General features: G+C 69.0%; 23 protein-coding genes. 14 read left to right on the forward strand and 9 right to left on the reverse strand.

The genetic code is table 11. The features are described 5' to 3' along the window. Positions 1 to 25: 25 nt before the first annotated feature. From G3I17_RS31975 to G3I17_RS31985, 3 genes are all read left to right on the forward strand, one after another. Positions 26 to 862: an NAD(P)H-binding protein gene (locus G3I17_RS31975; RefSeq protein ID WP_164601594.1), complete on the forward strand. Its 837-nt coding sequence runs from the start codon at positions 26 to 28 to the stop codon at positions 860 to 862. A gap of 82 nt (positions 863 to 944) precedes the next feature. After that, entirely contained in the window at positions 945 to 1,166 is a 222-nt protein-coding gene (locus tag G3I17_RS31980) for an antitoxin (protein WP_164601596.1), read from the forward strand. Then, positions 1,163 to 1,588 (forward strand): PIN domain nuclease, encoded by a 426-nt coding sequence (locus tag G3I17_RS31985; protein WP_164601598.1) that lies wholly within the window; start codon positions 1,163 to 1,165, stop codon positions 1,586 to 1,588. Before G3I17_RS31980 ends, G3I17_RS31985 begins: the two co-directional genes overlap by 4 nt. A 26-nt stretch (positions 1,589 to 1,614) precedes the next feature. Here the strand turns inward: G3I17_RS31985 and G3I17_RS31990 are convergent, their stop codons facing one another. Genes G3I17_RS31990 through G3I17_RS32005 form a run of 4 tightly spaced genes read right to left on the reverse strand, consistent with a single transcriptional unit; the run spans position 1,615 to position 4,565 of the window. Next, positions 1,615 to 2,340, reverse strand: a complete 726-nt coding sequence (locus tag G3I17_RS31990; RefSeq protein ID WP_164601600.1) for an NADH-quinone oxidoreductase subunit C — start codon at positions 2,338 to 2,340, stop codon at positions 1,615 to 1,617. Continuing rightward, positions 2,337 to 2,939, reverse strand: coding sequence for an NADH-quinone oxidoreductase subunit B (locus G3I17_RS31995; protein WP_164601602.1), 603 nt, complete (start codon positions 2,937 to 2,939; stop codon positions 2,337 to 2,339). The genes G3I17_RS31990 and G3I17_RS31995 overlap by 4 nt, the downstream gene beginning before the upstream one ends. 5 nt (positions 2,940 to 2,944) lie before the next feature. After that, complete coding sequence (locus G3I17_RS32000) at positions 2,945 to 3,796, reverse strand: alpha/beta hydrolase (protein WP_164601604.1); 852 nt, start codon at positions 3,794 to 3,796, stop codon at positions 2,945 to 2,947. Between the two features lie 7 nt (positions 3,797 to 3,803). Beyond that, positions 3,804 to 4,565: an SDR family oxidoreductase gene (locus tag G3I17_RS32005; protein ID WP_164601606.1), complete on the reverse strand. Its 762-nt coding sequence runs from the start codon at positions 4,563 to 4,565 to the stop codon at positions 3,804 to 3,806. A 156-nt stretch (positions 4,566 to 4,721) separates the two neighbouring features. Here G3I17_RS32005 and G3I17_RS32010 point away from each other — a divergent pair, with 156 nt between their 5' ends. The 10 genes from G3I17_RS32010 to G3I17_RS32050 all read left to right on the forward strand — a co-directional run bounded on the left by G3I17_RS32010 (position 4,722) and on the right by G3I17_RS32050 (position 14,128). Continuing rightward, the gene (locus G3I17_RS32010) at positions 4,722 to 6,185 is read left to right on the forward strand and encodes a cytosine permease (RefSeq protein WP_164601791.1); all 1,464 of its coding nucleotides are present in this window, start codon (positions 4,722 to 4,724) and stop codon (positions 6,183 to 6,185) included. Continuing rightward, on the forward strand, positions 6,185 to 6,721 hold the full coding sequence (locus G3I17_RS32015; RefSeq protein WP_164601608.1) for a cysteine hydrolase: 537 nt from the start codon (positions 6,185 to 6,187) through the stop codon (positions 6,719 to 6,721). Before G3I17_RS32010 ends, G3I17_RS32015 begins: the two co-directional genes overlap by 1 nt. A gap of 8 nt (positions 6,722 to 6,729) precedes the next feature. Continuing rightward, positions 6,730 to 7,437, forward strand: coding sequence for a GntR family transcriptional regulator (locus tag G3I17_RS32020; protein WP_164601610.1), 708 nt, complete (start codon positions 6,730 to 6,732; stop codon positions 7,435 to 7,437). Further along, positions 7,434 to 8,447, forward strand: coding sequence for an ADP-ribosylglycohydrolase family protein (locus G3I17_RS32025; protein WP_164601613.1), 1,014 nt, complete (start codon positions 7,434 to 7,436; stop codon positions 8,445 to 8,447). The genes G3I17_RS32020 and G3I17_RS32025 overlap by 4 nt, the downstream gene beginning before the upstream one ends. Continuing rightward, positions 8,444 to 9,355 carry a PfkB family carbohydrate kinase gene (locus G3I17_RS32030; protein WP_164601615.1) on the forward strand — a complete coding sequence of 304 codons (912 nt, stop codon included), beginning with the start codon at positions 8,444 to 8,446 and terminating at the stop codon, positions 9,353 to 9,355. The genes G3I17_RS32025 and G3I17_RS32030 overlap by 4 nt, the downstream gene beginning before the upstream one ends. A 100-nt stretch (positions 9,356 to 9,455) precedes the next feature. Continuing rightward, a complete protein-coding gene (locus G3I17_RS32035) occupies positions 9,456 to 9,602 on the forward strand; it encodes a hypothetical protein (protein WP_164601617.1) in 147 nt (48 codons plus the stop codon). A 222-nt stretch (positions 9,603 to 9,824) separates the two neighbouring features. Continuing rightward, positions 9,825 to 9,956, forward strand: coding sequence for a hypothetical protein (locus tag G3I17_RS41820; RefSeq protein WP_275402599.1), 132 nt, complete (start codon positions 9,825 to 9,827; stop codon positions 9,954 to 9,956). Between the two features lie 13 nt (positions 9,957 to 9,969). After that, the gene (locus tag G3I17_RS32040; protein WP_164601620.1) at positions 9,970 to 10,131 is read left to right on the forward strand and encodes a hypothetical protein; all 162 of its coding nucleotides are present in this window, start codon (positions 9,970 to 9,972) and stop codon (positions 10,129 to 10,131) included. A gap of 113 nt (positions 10,132 to 10,244) precedes the next feature. Next, complete coding sequence (locus G3I17_RS41825; RefSeq protein ID WP_164601622.1) at positions 10,245 to 13,160, forward strand: helix-turn-helix transcriptional regulator; 2,916 nt, start codon at positions 10,245 to 10,247, stop codon at positions 13,158 to 13,160. A 245-nt stretch (positions 13,161 to 13,405) separates the two neighbouring features. Beyond that, the gene (locus G3I17_RS32050; protein ID WP_239063133.1) at positions 13,406 to 14,128 is read left to right on the forward strand and encodes an NPP1 family protein; all 723 of its coding nucleotides are present in this window, start codon (positions 13,406 to 13,408) and stop codon (positions 14,126 to 14,128) included. 194 nt (positions 14,129 to 14,322) lie between these two features. On the opposite strand, the gene G3I17_RS32055 is transcribed toward G3I17_RS32050, so the two are convergent. From G3I17_RS32055 to G3I17_RS42330, 4 genes are all read right to left on the reverse strand, one after another. After that, complete coding sequence (locus G3I17_RS32055) at positions 14,323 to 14,502, reverse strand: hypothetical protein (RefSeq protein ID WP_164601626.1); 180 nt, start codon at positions 14,500 to 14,502, stop codon at positions 14,323 to 14,325. A 26-nt stretch (positions 14,503 to 14,528) separates the two neighbouring features. After that, entirely contained in the window at positions 14,529 to 14,774 is a 246-nt protein-coding gene (locus G3I17_RS32060; protein ID WP_164601628.1) for a hypothetical protein, read from the reverse strand. A 188-nt stretch (positions 14,775 to 14,962) separates the two neighbouring features. Continuing rightward, positions 14,963 to 15,763 (reverse strand): membrane dipeptidase, encoded by an 801-nt coding sequence (locus G3I17_RS32065; protein WP_343238487.1) that lies wholly within the window; start codon positions 15,761 to 15,763, stop codon positions 14,963 to 14,965. A 71-nt stretch (positions 15,764 to 15,834) separates the two neighbouring features. Continuing rightward, positions 15,835 to 16,011 (reverse strand): hypothetical protein, encoded by a 177-nt coding sequence (locus tag G3I17_RS42330; RefSeq protein ID WP_343238488.1) that lies wholly within the window; start codon positions 16,009 to 16,011, stop codon positions 15,835 to 15,837. Between the two features lie 68 nt (positions 16,012 to 16,079). Between G3I17_RS42330 and G3I17_RS32070 the strand changes: the two genes are divergently transcribed. Next, on the forward strand, positions 16,080 to 16,979 hold the full coding sequence (locus tag G3I17_RS32070) for an ornithine cyclodeaminase family protein (RefSeq protein WP_164601630.1): 900 nt from the start codon (positions 16,080 to 16,082) through the stop codon (positions 16,977 to 16,979). Here G3I17_RS32070 and G3I17_RS32075 read toward each other — a convergent pair whose 3' ends face one another. After that, positions 16,980 to 17,333, reverse strand: a complete 354-nt coding sequence (locus G3I17_RS32075; RefSeq protein WP_164601632.1) for an NADH-quinone oxidoreductase subunit A — start codon at positions 17,331 to 17,333, stop codon at positions 16,980 to 16,982. Between the last annotated feature and the right edge of the window lie 8 nt (positions 17,334 to 17,341).

A 17,341-nucleotide genomic window follows, 5' to 3' on the forward strand; every position in this document is an offset into this window, starting at 1 on the left:
AAATAACCGAACCAAGGAGTTGTTGATGACGACGATCCTCGTCACGGGCGCGACCGGGCGCGTTGGGCGTCACGTAGTACAGGGCCTGCTGGAGGCAGGGGTGGGAGTGCGGGCGCTGGTCCGCAACCCGGCGGCGGCTGGATTGCCGGCGAAGGTCGAGGTGGCACAGGGCGACATCTACGACCCGGCCGCGGTGGAGCGGGCTGCGAGTGAGGTGGACGCGGCGTTCCTGTTGTGGCCGGCCTTCAGTGCGGACGGCGCTGCGGAGGTGGTGGCCGCGCTGACCAAGCAGGTGTCCCGGATCGTCTACCTCTCGGCGCTGAACGTCAGCGACGAGAACCCCGCCGCCAGTGGAGTCTGGGGTGAGATCGAGGTACTGCTGGCCGACACCGACTGGACCTTCCTCCGGGCGGGCGGGTTCATGGTGAACAGCCAGGAGTGGGCGGAGGACATCCGCACCGGCGACGTAGTACGGACACCGTCCCCGCAGGCCGGGCGGTCCGTGATCCATGAACGCGACATCGCCGAGATCGCAGTACAGGCTCTCCTGAACGACAAGCACATCGGCCAGAAATACGCACTGACCGGTCCGGAGGTCGTCACGCTGGCCGAGCAGATAGCGATCCTGGCCGACGTCCTCGACAAGCCACTCCGCATCGAGGAGATCTCCCCAGCCGAGGCCGAGCAGGCAATGCTCGCCCAAGGCGCCGACCCGATCCTCGCCAAAAGCTCGACAACCTACTGGAGCTCCCTCATCACCAACCCCGAACCAGTGCTCCCCACCCTCAAAACCCTCCTGGACCGCCCCGCCCTGACCTACCGCGACTGGGCCGAAGAACACGCCGACGAGTTCCGCGCCTGACCGACCACCGCGGTCGCGCAGCTTCCAGCCACGCCCGAACCCGCCTGATATCATGGGATATCAGGCGAAAGGGAGACTGGTCATGAGCGACGTACTGATTCGCGATGTACCCGATGAGGTTCTCGCGGTGATCGACCACCGGGCCAGTCATCTCGGTCTGTCGCGGAGCGAGTACCTCCGCCGTCAACTCAGCCAGGATGCCGGCCGAAGCGACGACCCGGTGACCGCGGCCGACCTTAAGCGCTTCTCGCAGACAGCCCGGGATCTGGCCGATCCCGACGTCATGGACCAGGCCTGGTCGTGACGCCGAAAGGCGAGACCCGACGCTGGCTGGTCGACAAGTCGGCGCTGGTACGGCTGGGAAACAGCCCGGCGGTTGATGAGTGGGCGAGCCGGATCGATCGCGGGCTGGTACACATCGCGACCGTCACCCTGCTTGAGGTCGGCTTCTCCGCCCGGACGGTCGAGGAGCACCGACTGGCGCTGCAACACCCTCCGGTGTCGTCGATGCCCGTCGAGAATGCAACACCGGCGATTGAACGGCGGGCGGTTGCCATCCAGGCGATGCTCGCTGCCAGCGGGCAACATCGTGCGCCATCGGTGCCGGACCTGCTGATCGCCGCAACCGCCGAACTCGCCGGCTTGATCGTCCTGCACCTCGACAAGGACTTCGACCTGATCGCAGCCATCACCGGGCAGCGGCTGGAGCGGCTCGAACTCGCCTGAAGGTCAGCGGGGTTGGGGCCAGCCGTCTAGGTCGTGGCGGGGGGCTCTGGGGTGGGTGGTTCGGGTTGTTTGGCCGTACGTCGCTCGCCTGCGGCTCGGCGGGGGCGGGCTGGGGTTGCGGCTGAGAGGGCGGGGGCCAAGGGGTCCGGGTCGGGGGAACCCGGCTGGCGCGGGCCCCATGACTCGGGATCGGGGACGCCCGGGGGGAGCGTGCGGCGGCGGCTCGGGGCGCCGGCTTTGGGGGGGCCGGCCTTTGGGGCGTGGTCGGATTCGCCTGGCTCCTTGGCGCCCGGCCAGGGCTTGGCGACCCGGGAGGCGAGGACGAACTCCTTGCGCAGCGGGTTGCCTTCGAAGCCGTCGGGGAGCAGCAGCGGAATCAGGTTGGGGTGGTCGTCGAAGGTGATGCCGAACATCTCGAAGGTCTCGCGCTCATGCCAGTTCGCGCCGGCGTACAGACCCGACAGCGTCGCCAGCGAAGGTTGCGCCCGCGGGATCAGCGTCCGCACGATCAGGTGGTCGACGTGTGCCCCACCCCAGAAATCGGCCAGGTGCGTCACCACCCGGAACCCGTCGGTGAGCTCGTCGCTCGCGGTCAGGAAGTCGAAGAAGGTCAGCCCGACCTCATCGCGCAGCACCTCGTGCGCCGCGATCCACGACTCGGCCGGGACGTCGATCGTCTCCGGGCCGAAGCTGTCCGCCTTGGTCGCCGCGATCCCCGCCTCGGTCAGCGCGCTGATCACGTCATCACTCACGACTCCACCCCGGAAGCCCGAGAAGCCGACGGAGCCGACGGAGGAGTGACCAGTCCGCGAGTCAAGGACTGCGGCGACGGCTCGTACCGGCTGGTGACGTTCTCGCCGGCGATCTTCTCCTGCAGTTTGAGGATGCCCTGCAGCAACGCCTCCGGCCGTGGCGGGCAGCCGGGCACGTAGACGTCGACCGGGATGATCTGGTCGACACCCTTCGTGACGCAGTACGAGTCCCAGTACGGCCCGCCCGAGTTGGAGCAGGAGCCGAACGAGATCACGTACTTCGGCTCGGGCATCTGGTCGTAGAGCCGCTTGATCGCGGGCGCCATCTTGTCCGTCACCGTGCCCGAGACGACCATCAGGTCGGCCTGCCGCGGGCCGGGCGCGAACGGGATCACGCCGAGCCGGATGAAGTCGTGCCGGCCCATCGACGCCGCGATGAACTCGATCGCGCAGCAGGCGAGCCCGAAGTTGAAGACCCAGAGCGAGTACTTGCGGCCCCAGTTCAGCAGATACCGCACCGGCTCGGGCGCAAGCTTCGCCAGCGCGCCCACGACCGGTCGCACCGTCGGCGTCGGCAGATGGACAGGACTGTCAGGCATGGGCGTCAGCCTAGTCCGACAATCTCTTCCGCGAAGGTCTCCGGGTATTCCAGCGGCGCGTAGTGCCCGACTCCGTCGACCAGCCGCAGCCGGACGTCGCTGAAGAAGTCGTCGAGCCGGTCCGACCAGGCCCGCGGGAACAGCGGGTCGAACTCCGGCCACAGCACCACCGTCGGTACGCCGATCCGGTCGTACGACGCCGGGGCCGTCTCCGCGGCCGAGGTCGCCACCGACCCCGCACCCGCCCGGTACCAGTTGAGGGAGGCAGTGAACGCACCCGGCGCCGAGTACGCCTCCACCAGGTGATCCAGCTCGGGTACGAAGCCCGGCCCCGACCAGTGCGTCCAGAAGTGCTGCAGATACGCCCGTACTGCGTCAGGCTGCCCGTCGACCAGTTGCTCGATCACCGGCAGCTTGTGGAAGGCCTGGTACCAGAACTCCGCCTGCGCCCGCTCCGAGAACACCCGCTTCCCGATCCCCGGCAGCGGCGGCGCGACCACCAGCCCATCCACCAACTCCGGATGGCTACGCGCGATCCCCTGGGCGATCCGGCTGCCGACGTCGTACCCGGCCAGTACCGGCCGCTCGAGCCCCAACTCCTCGATCAGCCCCAGCACGCTCCGCGCCTGCCCAGCGACCCCGTACTGCGCAGCGGGGTCGGCCATGTGCTTATCCGACTCCCCGAAGCCGCGCAGATCCGGTACTACGACCTCGTGCCCCTGCTCCACCAGCAACGGCACCAGTCGCCGGTAGTCGGTCCGGTCGCCGGGCCAGCCGTGCAGCAGTACAACCGCCGGCCCCTCTCCCGAACGGTCGTAGGCCAGTGAGAATCCGTCTACAGGTGCACTGTTCGACATAGGTCCATCACAGCAGATTGAGCAAGTGACCCGGTCCTGCCGTCAGCCCACCCTCCACTGGAAGCGTGATGCCGGTGATCCACGAAGCATCGTCGGAGGCGAGGAAAGCGATCGCTGCCGCCACATCCTCGGCCTTGCCGACCCGGCCGAGCGGGTAGATCGCCTTCAGTTCCTCCAGCAGCGCCTCTTTGCCGATGAACCGGTCCGTCGCCACCGTCGCAGGAGCCACCACGTTGAAGCGCACACCTCGCGGCCTGTGATCGGAGGCGAGGTTGCGCACCAGGTTGGCCAGCGCGGCCTTCGCGGCGGCGTAGGGCGCAGTACCGAGCGCTACCTGTCCACTGATCGAGCCGACCAGGACTACGGACCCACGGGACTCGATCAGATGCGGTAGCGAGGCCTGGATGCAGCGAGTCGCTCCGGTGAAGGTGAAGTCGTACTGCCGGCCCCACTGCGCCTCAGCCGGCTCGGTCCCCTCGAGCGCGAGGTTGTGACCGGCGACGTTCGCCAGTACGTCGAGCCGCCCGAACCGCTCGACGGTCGCCGCCACCGCCGCGTCGACCGAGGCCGTGTCGGTGATGTCGCAAGCCACCGCCAGGGCCGACCCGCCGGCGCCGGTGACCTCGTCGACGACCGAGGCGGTCCCCTCGGCATCGATGTCGGCTGCTCCGACTGAGGCGCCCTCCGCTGCGAGCCGCAGTACGGTCGCTCGCCCGATGCCGTGGGCAGCCCCGGTCACGAAAGCGACCTTGTTCTCGAACCTCTGCACAGCTGTCTCCTCCGCTAGGGATCCCGACGCTAGGGCCTAGACGGCGCTCTAGGTCAAACCGCGCCTTGACCGGGCCGCACCGCCGACCTACCGTGAACTGGACAGGACTGGACAGGTTCATTTCGGGTGGGAGCGCGGATGACCGATCAATTGCGGATGACGGGCCAGTCTCCAGCTGGTGTCGAAGGGCGGGCGTTCTCGGTCGAGAGCAACGGCCTGAACGTGATCGACGACGTCGACCGCAAGGGCACGCCGCGGCAGCTGTTCTGGCCGTGGTTCGGGGCGAACGTCTCGGTCCTCGGGCTCAGCTACGGCGCCTTCGCTCTCGGTTTCGGGATCTCGTTCTGGCAGGCGGTAATCGCGGGCGTGCTCGGGATCGTCTTCTCCTTCCTGCTCTGCGGGCTGATCGCGCTGGCCGGCAAGCGCGGATCGGCGCCGACGCTGGTGCTGAGCCGGGCGGCGTTCGGTGTCCGCGGCAACAAACTCCCCTCGCTGGTGAGCTGGCTGCTGACGGTCGGCTGGGAGACCGTGCTGACCATCCTCGCGACGCTCGCGACGGCGACCGTGTTCGAGCGGCTCGGCTGGGGCGGCGGCGACATCACCAAGGTGATCGCGCTGGTCGTCGTCGGCACCCTGACGGTCGCGTGCGGCGTCCTCGGCTTCGACCTGATCATGCGGGCCCAGACGGTCATCACGATCATCACCGGCGTACTGACCGTCGTCTACATCGCGCTCGTCGCCGACCAGGTCCACTGGAGCGCCGTCACCGCGCTGCCGAGCGGTTCGAGCCAGGCGGTGCTCGGCGCGCTGGTCTTCCTGATGACCGGTTTCGGCCTCGGCTGGGTGAACGCGGCCGCCGACTACTCCCGCTACCTCCCCCGTACTTCGTCCAGCCGGGGCGTGGTCGGCTGGACGACCTTCGGCTCCTCGATCGCCCCGGTTGTGCTCCTGGCCTTCGGGCTGCTGCTCGCCGGGTCCTCCAAAGACCTCAATACTGCGATCGCCGGCGACCCTATCGGCGCGCTGGCCGAGGCGTTGCCGACCTGGTTCCTGGTGCCGTTCGTGATCGTGGCGGTGCTCGGCCTGGTGGGCGGCGCGGTCCTGGACATCTACTCGTCCGGCCTCGCGCTGCTGTCGGTCGGCCTGCCTGCACCGCGCTACGTCGCGGCCTTCATCGACGGCATCGTGATGATCGCCGGCACCGTCTACGTGGTGTTCTTCTCCAGCGACAACTTCCTCGCCCAGTTCCAGGGCTTCCTGATCACTCTCGGCGTCCCGGTGGCGGCCTGGTGCGGCATCATGCTGGCCGACATCGCGTCGCGCCGGCGCGACTACGCCGAGGCCGAGCTGTTCGACCCGCGCGGCCGGTACGGGGATGTGAAGTTGTTGCCGATAGCAACATTGGTGATCGCCACCGCGATCGGCTGGGGACTGGTAACCAACGCGCTCGCCAGCTGGCTGACCTGGCAGGGCTACCTGCTCGGCCCGCTGGGTCTCGGGGGCAAGGAAGGCGCGTGGGCGTTCGCGAACCTCGGCGTCCTGTTCGCGCTCGTCCTCGGGTTCCTGGTCCAGTACTTCGTCGCCCGGCCGCAAGTGCGGGCCCAGGAGGCGACGGCCTGATGGCGCCCGTCCTCGTCCTGATCGACCTGCAACGGATCTTCGCGGAGCCCGAGAGCGGCTGGGCCACGCCGGACTTCCGGCGCGTGATCGAGCCGACGCAGGAGCTCATCAAGCTCATACCGACCGTCGTCTTCACCCGCTTCGTCGCCCCTGCGCAGCCGACCGGGTCCTGGATCCCGTACTACGAACAGTGGCCGTTCGCGTTGCAGCCGCCGGACTCCTACGCCTATCAACTGGTGGAGGAGTTCCAGGGCGCGCCGACGCTCGACAAGACGACATTCGGCAAGTGGGGGCCTGAGCTGGCCGAGGCCGTCGGGCCGGGTGGGCAGCTGGTGTTGTCCGGCGTCACGACTGACTGCTGCGTTCTGACGACTGCCTTAGCGGCGGTCGATGCCGGCGTACAGGTCCAGGTCGTCGCCGATGCCTGTGCCGGTGTGGATGAGGCGAGTCATCAGAAGGCGCTGGACCTCATGCGGCTCTACGCGCCGATGCTCGAGGTCGTGACGGCCGAAGAAGTGCGGAAGCAGAACCAGTGATCCGTGGGGTGAATCTCAAACACGAGCGGATCGCGTCCATCCTGGCCCGGGAGATCCGCTCGGGCCGGGTCGGGCACGGCGATCAACTGCCCGGTGAGGTGGAGCTCGCGAAGAGGTTCGCGGTCAGCCGGAACACGGTCCGCTCGGCGCTCGCCGTACTGAGCGAGGACGGGCTGATCACCACCCGGACGGGCAAGGGGTCGTTCGTGTTGTTCGACGGACGGCCGCTGGACGACCGGCTCGGCTGGACGCACGCGCTGGCCCAGCAGGGCGTCGAGACGCGGGTCCAGATGCTGCGCCTGGCCCACGAGCAGGACCACGAACTCGCCGAGCGACTCGGCCTGGACTCCCCCGACGTGATCGTGATCCAGCGTCTGCGGGTGATCGTCGGCGGCGAGGCGATCTCGATCGAGCGCAGCTGCATCCCGGCCCTGGACGTGCTCCGCGACCTGCCCGAACGCGGCCTGGACGACAACTCCATCACCGCCACCCTCAGCCGGGCCGGCCTGCACCTGGACCACGGCGAGCAACGCCTCCGCGGCCGCCCGCTCGACCCCGAGGAAGCCATCCTCCTGGACCGCCCCGAAGGCACCTGGTTCCTGCACACCCGCCGAGTCAGCTTCACCACCGACAACCGCTTCGCCGAGCAGGTCGACAGCCTCCTCGATCCCACCCATTTCGAGCTGAACCTCAACTACAGCGGATCGGCGACATGACCGCCTCGCGCGCCGCGGGCGCGTTGTACGGGTTGGCTATCGGCGACGCGCTCGGGATGCCCACACAGTCCTTGCCTAGGGCCCTCATCGTCGCCAGATACGGCGAGGTGATCGACGGATTCCACCCAGCGCCTGACGACCAGCCGCTGGCCGCCGGGATGCCGGCTGGGGCGATCACCGATGACACCGAGCAGGCCGTGTTGCTCGGACATTTGGTGGTGGCAGGTGGCGGGAAGGTCGACGGGCGGGAGCTTGCGCACAGGTTGGTGGAGTGGGAGGACGGGATGCGGGCGCGCGGGTCGCTCGATCTGCTCGGGCCGTCGACCAAGCAGGCGATCGAGGAATTGCTGCAGGGCAAGGACATCGACGAGACCGGGCGCTACGGGACCACCAACGGCGCCGCGATGCGGATCACCCCGGTCGGCATCGCGACTCCCTCCGATGACCTCGACCTCCTGCTCGAGCGCGTGATCGCCGCGAGCGCGGCAACCCACAACACCGGGCTCGCGCTCTCCGCCGCCGCCGCCGTCGCGGCCGCGGTGAGTGCGGGCATCGACGGCGCGACCATCCCCGAAGCGACCTCGCTCGCCATCGCGGCCGCGACCAAAGCTTCGACGAGTGGCCATTGGGTGGCCGGTGCGGATGTTGCCACCCGCATCAAGTGGGCCACCTCCCTGATCGACACGGCGCCTGGCAACACCCCTCCTCGGCCGGGCGCCGTGTCTGCACTTCTCTACGACCTGGTCGGTACCAGCCTGGCCAGCCAGGAATCGGTACCGGCCGCGTTCGCCGTCCTCGCCGCCTACCCCGACGACCCCTGGCTCGCCGTCCGCCTGGCCGCCTCGACCGGTGGCGACACCGACACCATCGCCGCGATCGCCGGCGCCGTCGCGGGCGCCTGCCACGGCCTCGACGCCTTCCCCGCCGCCGCCCGTACCACCGTTGCCGAAGTCAACAACCTGGAGCTCGACCAGCTCGCGGCCCAGCTCCTGAGGGTCCGGACCGGATGAGACTCCTCCACCTGGGCAACGTCGTCATCGACCTCGTCCTGACGGTCGGCGACCTCCCGGCTCGCGGCGGCGACGTCATCGCCTCCAGCACGACGACCACCCCCGGCGGCGGCTTCAACGTGATGGCCGCAGCCGTCCGCCAAGGCCTCCCCACCCTGTACGCCGGTGCGCATGGCACCGGCCCCTTCGGAACCCAGGCCCGCGAAGCCCTCGCCGCGGCGGGCATCAAGTGGTTGCACCCGGCAAGGGAGGATCTGGACACCGGCTTCGTCGTCACCCTCGTCGACCCGACCGGCGAACGCACCTTCGTCACCAGTCGGGGCGCCGAGGCAACTCTCACCGGCGACGAGCTACCGGCGCCCAGAGACGACGACCTCGTGTACCTGTCCGGGTACAGCCTGCTGCACGACTCCAACCGGGCCGCGCTCATCCCCTGGCTCACCAAGCTGCCCGAAGACGTCGAGGTCTTCTTCGACCCGGGACCACTCGTCTCCGAGATCCCCGGGCACGCCCTGGAGGCAGTGCTCGACCGGGTCGACTGGTGGAGCTCCAACGCCGCCGAGGCCACCATGCTGACCGGCCTGGCCGACCCGGCCGACGCGGCTCGCGCAGTACGGCGGAGAACGTGCCGGGCCGATGTGCTCGTCCGGACGGGCCCGGGTGGGTGCGTGCTCGCAGTACGGGGTCAGGACGTCACGCAGGTCTACGGGTTCGCAGTACAGGCTGTGGACCTCAATGGGGCTGGAGATGCTCATGCCGGGGCATTCCTCGCCGGCATTGCCCAGGGCAAGGAACCGGCCGAAGCAGCCCGTCGGGCGAACGCGGCGGCGGCCCTTGCGGTCACGCGGCGGGGACCGGCCACTGCACCCACTAGGGACGAGCTAGAGGCCTATCTAAGGGGTCTGTAGGCAGCGCATAGGGAGTAGTACTGATGTGGGTCTCCTCCTCAGGCGAGGAGAGTCGTGGCATCGACTAAAGCTCCCGGAGGACACCATGTTCTATCTCTCCATGCCAGCACTCCAAGCGGAGATCTCCTACCGCCAGGAGCGGCTCAAGCGGGACTACCAGCGTCCGCTGTGGTTCAAGCGCACGCCTAGGAAGCCGGTGACGCCTACGCCCTGCATCCAGCCGGTTCGGGCCAGGCACGCGATGTGAGCGCCCGACCACCACCTGTCCCCTCTGACCAGCGCGGCCGAGTCCCCCTCCCGGGTCTCGGCCGCGCTGCTTTTCCCGGGACTACCTAGGGCCTGCCGGAGTACCTAGTAGGCGCCTGGAGGCCCTGGATAGGGACTAGTTCCGATGTGCCGGTCCTCCTCAGAAGAGCAGATTAGGGACATCGACAAGGAGTCGAAGAAACACCAGCCAGGAGGCATCCAGATGTTCACGAACGACTCGGTCAAGGCAGAGGTCAGCTACCGCAGGGAGCGCCTCACCCGCGACTACCGCCGGACCGCCCGCAAGCCGGGCACCCGCCGCAGCATCGTCCACCTGTTCACCAAGAACGTCTGAAGGGAGGGACATCATGTTCACCACTCTCGAGTCAGTCCAGGCAGAGACGGCCTACCGGCAGGAGCGCGCCAAGCGCGACTTCGGCCGGGGCAGCCGCCGGCAGCGCCAGGAGCAGGCCACCAAGGCTGAGCCCCGGCACGCCCGCCGCGCCCTCCGACCCACTACCGCCGCGTGACCGCGGTGGCCGCCGTCCCCGACCGGATAGTCCCGGTCGGGGACGGCGTTTTTTTCTCTCCGGAGACCAACCGGACGGGATGCCGTCGATTTGTGTCGGCGCCAGGGGCGAAGATGGACGACGTGCCCTGGACCTCGACACCTCTCGTCGGCCGCTCGACCGAGCTGGCCGCACTGCTCAGCGCCGTGGACGAGGCGAAGACCCGCCGCGCCGGGGCGATCCTGCTGTCCGGCGACGCGGGCGTCGGCAAGACCCGGATGCTCGACGAGGTGGCCACCGGCGCGCACGAGCGCGGGTTCGGCGTCCTGGTCGGGCACTGCACCGACTTCGGTGACGCCGGCCTGCCGTACCTGCCCTTCACCGAGATCTTCGGCCGGCTGGCCGAGGAGCGCCCGGCGGTGGTCGAGAGCGTCCTGACCAACTTCCCGGCGATCGGCCGGCTGCTGCCGACCCACCGCCTCATCGGTGCGCAGTCCGCCCCGCAGGACGGCCAGCTCGACCGTGCTGCGCTGTTCGACGCCGTACTGGGTGCCTTCACCGCGCTGTCGACCAGCGAGCCGCTCGTGGTGATCATCGAGGACGCGCACTGGGCCGACGACTCCAGCCGCGACCTGATCGGGTTCCTGATCACCCGGCTCACGTCGCAGCGGCTCGCGCTAGTCGTGTCCTACCGCAGCGACGACCTGCACCGGCGGCACCCACTGCGCCGGCCGATCGCCGAGTGGTCCCGCAACCCGCGCGTACGCCGGGTCGGCCTGCTGCCGCTCGACGCCACCGACTCCCGCACGCTGCTGACCGCGCTGCTCACTGAGCCGCTGCCCGAGCTGGAGGAGCTCCGGATCCTCGAGCGCGCGGGCGGCAACGCCTTCTTCACCGAGGAGCTGGTCGCTGCCGCGTCGATGGGCGACGCAGATGCAGTACCGCCCGAACTGGCCGATCTGCTGCTCGTCCGGATCGACCCACTGTCCGACGACGCCCGGCAGGTCGCTCGCGTGATCGCCGTGGCCGGCCGGCGCGTTCCCCACACGCTGCTGACGGCAGTGGCGGGTCTGCCCGACCGCGAGCTGGATGCGGCGCTGCGCGAGCTGATCGACGCGCACATCATCGAGCACCCGGGCAACGCGAGCTACTACTTCCGCCACGCGCTGCTGGCCGAGGCGGTGTACGACGACCTGCTGCCAGGCGAGCGAGTGCGGCAGCACGCTTCGTACGCGAAAGCTCTGAAGGACCAGACCGTCGCCGGTACTGCGGCGGAGCTGGCTGGGCACGCGACCAGGTCCCACGACCTGGCCACTGCTTTCGAGGCGCGCGTGCGGGCCGGGCAGGAGGCCATCTCGGTGGCGGCGCCGCAGGAGGCGTTGAAGCACTACGAGATGGCGCTGGAGCTCTACCCGAACGCCGCGGCCGACGCGAGCATCGACAAGACCTGGCTGATCGTCGAGACGGCGACCGCTGCGGCCCTGTCGGCGCAGCAGGTGCGGGCTTTGAAGCTACTGCGCAAGGCGCTCGCCGAGCTGCCGGCCGACGCGCCGCGGCTGCAGCGGGCGGAGCTACTGATGCCGCTGGCCGAGATCGCCCTGTCCATCGACCAGGATCAAGAGGCGCACGAGGCGATCTCGCAGGCGCTGCGGTTGACCTCGGACGAGCCGGCGACTGTGTTCAAGGCCCAGGTGGCCTCGATGTACGCACGCGTCTCGGACGCGCTCGGGCGGCCGATGGAGGCCGAGCGCTGGGCGCACGAGGCCTTGCAGATCGCCCGTGAGGTGGGCCAGGAGTCCGCGGCGAGCGACGCCGGGATCACGCTGGCCCAGCTGCGGCGGCGGGCCGGCGATCCAGTTGCCGCGGCCAAGCAGTTGGAGGAGGCGGCCGTACGGGCCCAGCTGGCTGGTGATTCGGCGGCCGAGGTCCGCAGTCGGTTCTTGCTGGGATCCAACCATTACGAGATGGGCGACCTCGCCAGCGCCAGGACTGCTCTCCTGCTGGCCACCGAGCGCGCAGGCGAGTTGGGGCGTCAGTGGGCTGCGTACGGGTTCGACGCCCGGCGGACGCTTGCGCTGACCCAGTTCGTACTGGGCGAGTGGGATCAGGCGGCGGCGACGGCGCAGCCCGACTCGATGACTCCGGCCGCTGCGGAGGCCGCGCTGCGTGGGGTGGGGCTGACCGTGCGCGGCGCCCGTGGCGATACGTCGGTCGCCGAGGAGCTGGAGCGGCTGCGCAAGTGGTGGACGCTCGATGTGATGGTGCCGATCCTCGGCCTGCAGCCGGCCGTCGATGCCTACCTCCGGCTCAACCGGCCCACCGAGGCGGAGAAGCTGATCGCCGACGTGTCGACGCTGTGCGCAGAGATCTTCCAGAGCGAGTGGTTCATGGCCCGGATCCGGTTCTCGACGATGGGTCTGCAGGTGCTGTGTCATCGCGTCGTGCACGAGCCGACCGCGGCGGCCGAGCTGGTGGCTCGCGGGGCCGAGCTGGTGGCGGACGGTCAGGCGACAGCCGAGAAGGGCCTGCCGCCCGGCCGGGTGCTGGGTGTCGAGGGGATCGCGTGGCTGGCCCGGCTGGAGGCGGAATGGGAGCGCCTCCGCTGGCTGGCCGACATCGACCCACCGACCCCGGCCGAGCACGTCGCCACCTGGCAACGCACGGTCGACGCCTTCGGGTACGGCGACGTCCATCAGCAGGCCTGGTCGCGACTGCACTTCTCGGCGGCGTTGCGGGCGGCCGGCCGAGTGGCCGATGCCAACGAGCAGGCGACCCTGGCCGGCGACACCGCCCGCGAGCTCGGCGCCAAGCCGCTGCTCGACGAGCTCGGTGGAGCAGACGGAGGAGTCGGCCCGACAGCGCTGACGGCGCGCGAGACCGAAGTACTGGCGCTGCTGGCCGAGGGGCGGACGAACCGTCAGCTGGCCCGGGAGCTGTACATCTCGGAGAAGACGGTCAGCGTTCACGTCTCGAACATCCTGGCCAAACTGGGCGTTCGCAGCCGTACCGAAGCCGCCGCCGTGGCCCGCCGGGACGGCCTGCTCGACTAGCGCCGTTCACTTTCCGTCGATTCTTAGTCACGTGAAGTATGTACTGATGTGCCCTTGAGGTGCCATCCTCGACTTCGTTCGCACCCGCCCCCCACTCTTGCGGACGCGCGTCCTCGCGACGTCGCCCCAAGGGTGGCGACCGTCGAAAAGAGCGAAGCATGGAACAGCTGTCGCCCCCTCAATCCGCCCGACCCGCCAAGCGCCGGCGCCGTCTCATCGGTGTCGCACTCGGTACCGCCGCACTGATGGTGACCTCGGCCGCGGCCGCGTTCGCCGCCCCGCCGCCAAGCCTCCCGCAGAACGCCGGCGGCCTGGAGCAGTCCTTCTCGCCGGCCTACGACTACGACGGCGACGGGTGCTACGCCACCCCCGCCATCGGCGCGGACGGCACCCTCAACCCCGGACTGAACACGACCGGAGCGGTCAACGGCAGCTGCCGCGACCAGTCCGACCTCGACAACTCCCAGACGTATGCCCGCTCGAAGTGCAACAACGGCTGGTGCGCGATCATCTACGCCAGCTACTTCGAGAAGGACCAGGCCGTGGCCGGCAGTGGTCTCGGTGGCCACCGCCACGACTTCGAGCACGTCATCTCGTGGGTCAACCAGTCGGCCAACGAGGTCCAGTACGTGACCACGACGCAGCACGCCAGCCAGGTCACGTACGCGCGCTCACAGGTCCGCTTCGACGGTACGCACCCCAAGGTCGTCTACCACAAGGACGGCGCCAGCACGCACTTCTTCCGCCTCGCCAACACCAATGACGAGCCGCCGGAGAACCACTACCACAACTGGCGCTACCCCCCGCTGGTCGACTGGAACGGTTACCCGAGCACGGGCTTGCGCGACATCTTGATGAACGCCAACTTCGGCTCAGCCACCATCAAGATCACCGACAAGGACGACCGCTTCCGCAACCTCCTCAACGCCTCCAAGCCCACCGGCATCCCCTTCGACCCCTGGGCCTAACCCCCTCCCGGGTGCCACTCACTTGAGTGGCACCCAGCCGCCTGACCCCACCGCCCCCGCGTTTCCGGGCTAAGCGTTGCCCCACCCGCCCTCCTGACCCCACTTTGTGCACCCGCTAGCCATCTACTCACCAGTAGAATGCTCAGCCGGTGCACAAAGTCGTCGCTGCCAGCATGAGCTGGTGCTCGGTGGGGCTAGCGGCTGATGACCGGCGTGTAGGTGTCCCAGACGCTGCTCGTCGCGGCGGCGTAGGCACGGTACCGGCGGTCGGAGACGCAGTGCGCGCGCAGGGTGGGCGCCCAGGTGCGCCAGTGGGTCCAGGGCCGGGGGGTTGGTGGCCCAGTGGAGCCGAAGTGGTGCAGGTGGGCGCCCACGGGTCACCGCTAGGCGCGTACCAGGGTCAGTGGTGGCCGCGCGAGCGGTGCTGGGGATGGGCGGTCTGGAAGAACCAGGTGGCGCGCGGCTCCTGCCGGCGGCGGTACCTGATCAGGTCGTCGACTGTCATTTCGGGACGCTCAGGACGCGAGCGCGGGCTGGTCTCGACGATGCGTTCGAAGACTTCCTGCGCCTGGCTGAACTTCGCCAGCAGGACCGCCGCGACTCCAGCGCCTGCCGCCGCAATCAACACCCACAGTTGCCAAGACATACCCCACCACCCCGTGGTCGTCCCGTTTCCCCCAGTAATTACTGTAACCCCGATCTCCGCAATTAGCGATGGCTCCATCGCAATGCGTTACGTAGCGAGGCTTCCGAACACAACAAGTTGTCCAATGCAATGACTACAGGGTGAGAGGGCAACGATCTCCGGCAGATCTCGCGGATCACGCTCGGTGATCAGCGCAGGAGGCGGACCAGGTTGGCGCCGAGGATCTTGCGGATCACCGGCTCCGGCAGCCCGCGCTTCTGCAGCGCCTCGGTGACCAGCGGCATCCCGGCCGGCCCTTCGAGGCCTGGCACCAGGATCGCGGTGTCCAGGCCTTCGATGATCAGCGGCAGGTCGCAGGCGGGGATCTTCTCGCCGAACACCTCGTCGACGAAATCGCTGCCCAGCCCGACGTGGTCCTCGCCGGCCACGCTCACGACGTACTCGATGTGGTCCGCGAGGTGCTCGACGGTCGGCCGCGGGTCGCCGGTCAGGAAGCCGGCGAAGAAGTTGACGCAGACGACCCCACCGGTGGCGGCGATCCCGCGCAGCTGCTCGTCGGTGAGGTTGCGGTGGTGCTCGCGGACGGCGAACGCGCTCGAATGCGACGCGACGACCGGCTTCGTCGCCAGCTCGAGGATGTGCTCGACCCCACGGCGCCCGACGTGCGAGACGTCGATCAGTACGTCCAGTTCCTCCAGCAACCCGACCGCCTCGACCCCGGCCCTCGTCAGCCGGCTCCCGGTCGCGTCCTCGCCCGAGCCGTCGCCGAGCGCGCTGCGCCCGAAGTGCGTGAACGAGGCCATCCGTACGCCGAGCCGCTCCAGCGTCTGGAAGATCTCGACGTCCTTGTCGATCTGCGGGCAGCCCTCGAGTGCGAGAATCAGCGCGATCCGCCCGGCCGCGACGGTCTCGTCGATCTCGGCGCCGGTGCGGCACAGCGTCACCTGGTCGGCGTTGCCCTCGGCGATCCGGTGTGCGGCCTCGATCATCCTGAGCGTCTCGCGCAACGCCCCTTCGGGCAGGAACTCGCTGTTCCCTGACCGGGGTGGTGGGGTGGGGGTCAGGAAATTGGAGAGAACACCGGCAGCACCTGTACGTCGATGCCGCCCGCCCGCAACTGCGGGATCCACCGGTCGCGGAAGTACTCGACCCAGATCTCCTTGGGCCGGCGCGCGACCAGCATCAGCAAGTCGTTGTGCGCGTCCGCCACCAGTGCGTCGCCGTGCAGGTCCGTCATCGGGTGCCCCTCAGCTGTTGGCTCTGCCGCAACGCTATAACGTCGCCGGCTATGGGGATGCCGAACCGATGAGGGTGCTGAGCGCGGCCGACGTACGCCGTACCGTCTCGATGCCGGCCGCGATCGACGCCGTCCGGAACGCGTTCCTGGAGCTCGCAGCCGGCAACTTCGTGCTGCCCCCGCGGCAGATCTTCGGCGACGGCGCTGTCCTGGTGATGTCGGCGTACCACTCCCCGACCGGTACCGCCGTGGTGAAGAAGATCGGTATCGCGCTCGACCAGGTGCCGGCGATCCGCGCGACCGTGATCTGGACCGGCCACGGCGAGCAACTGGTCGCCGACGGCACCTCGATCACCACCCTGCGCACCGGCGCCGTGGTCGGCGTGGCCACCGATCTCCTCGCCGCACCGGACGCGACCCGCCTGTCCCTCCTGGGCACCGGCGCCCAAGCAGCCGACCAGGCCCGCGCCGTCCTCGCCGTACGCCGAATCGCCACGGTCACCGTCATAGGCCGCAACCCCGACCGAGCCACCGCCTTAGCGGCAGCCCTGACGGCGGAGTTCCCAGAGGTGAGTTTCACCCCCGGTACGTCGATCGACGACGCGATCGCCACCGCCGACATCATCTGCTGCGCGACCTCATCCTCGACCCCACTCTTCGACGCCGACGCCCTGCCCGAACGCGTCCACGTCAACGCCATCGGCGCCTTCCGCCCCACCATGCGAGAACTCCCCCGCGACCTCCTCGCCACCGCCGACCTGGTGATGGTCGACCAGGTGGAGGCCGCGTTGGAGGAATCCGGCGAGATCATCGACGCCATCACCTCAGGCGCCCTCGCCCAGACCGCCCTGATCGAACTGGGCACAGCCCTCACCACGAAGCTGAGCCCCACCGGCCGCACAGTCTTCAAGTCAGTAGGCGTCGGCTGCCAGGACTGGGCAATCGCCAAGGCGCTGGCCGAGCGGTGATCAGGTCCAGTTGAGGACGCCCTTGCGGTAGGCGTAGAGGAGGCCGACCGTGACGAAGGCGAGAAACACGAACATCTCGATCAGGCTGGCGACTCCGACGGCGGCGAAGACGGTCGCCCAGGGGAACAGGTAGACGGCGTCGACGGCGAAGATCACGTAGAGGTAGGCGAAGAGGTAGTAGCGGATGTGGACCTGGGCCCAGCCCTCGCCGACGGGGTCGACACCTGACTCGTACGTCTTCAGCTTGTCCGGGGTCGAGTAGGTGATCGTCAGCGCCTTGTTCAGCGCGAACGCACCCAGCAACCCGAGCAGGCCGAGGACGACGATCGCGGCGACCACGCCATAGCTCTGCACGGGCTACA

Origin of the sequence: Streptomyces sp. SID13031, from assembly GCF_010548305.1 — a bacterium.
In the GTDB taxonomy this organism is placed as follows: domain Bacteria; phylum Actinomycetota; class Actinomycetes; order Propionibacteriales; family Kribbellaceae; genus Kribbella.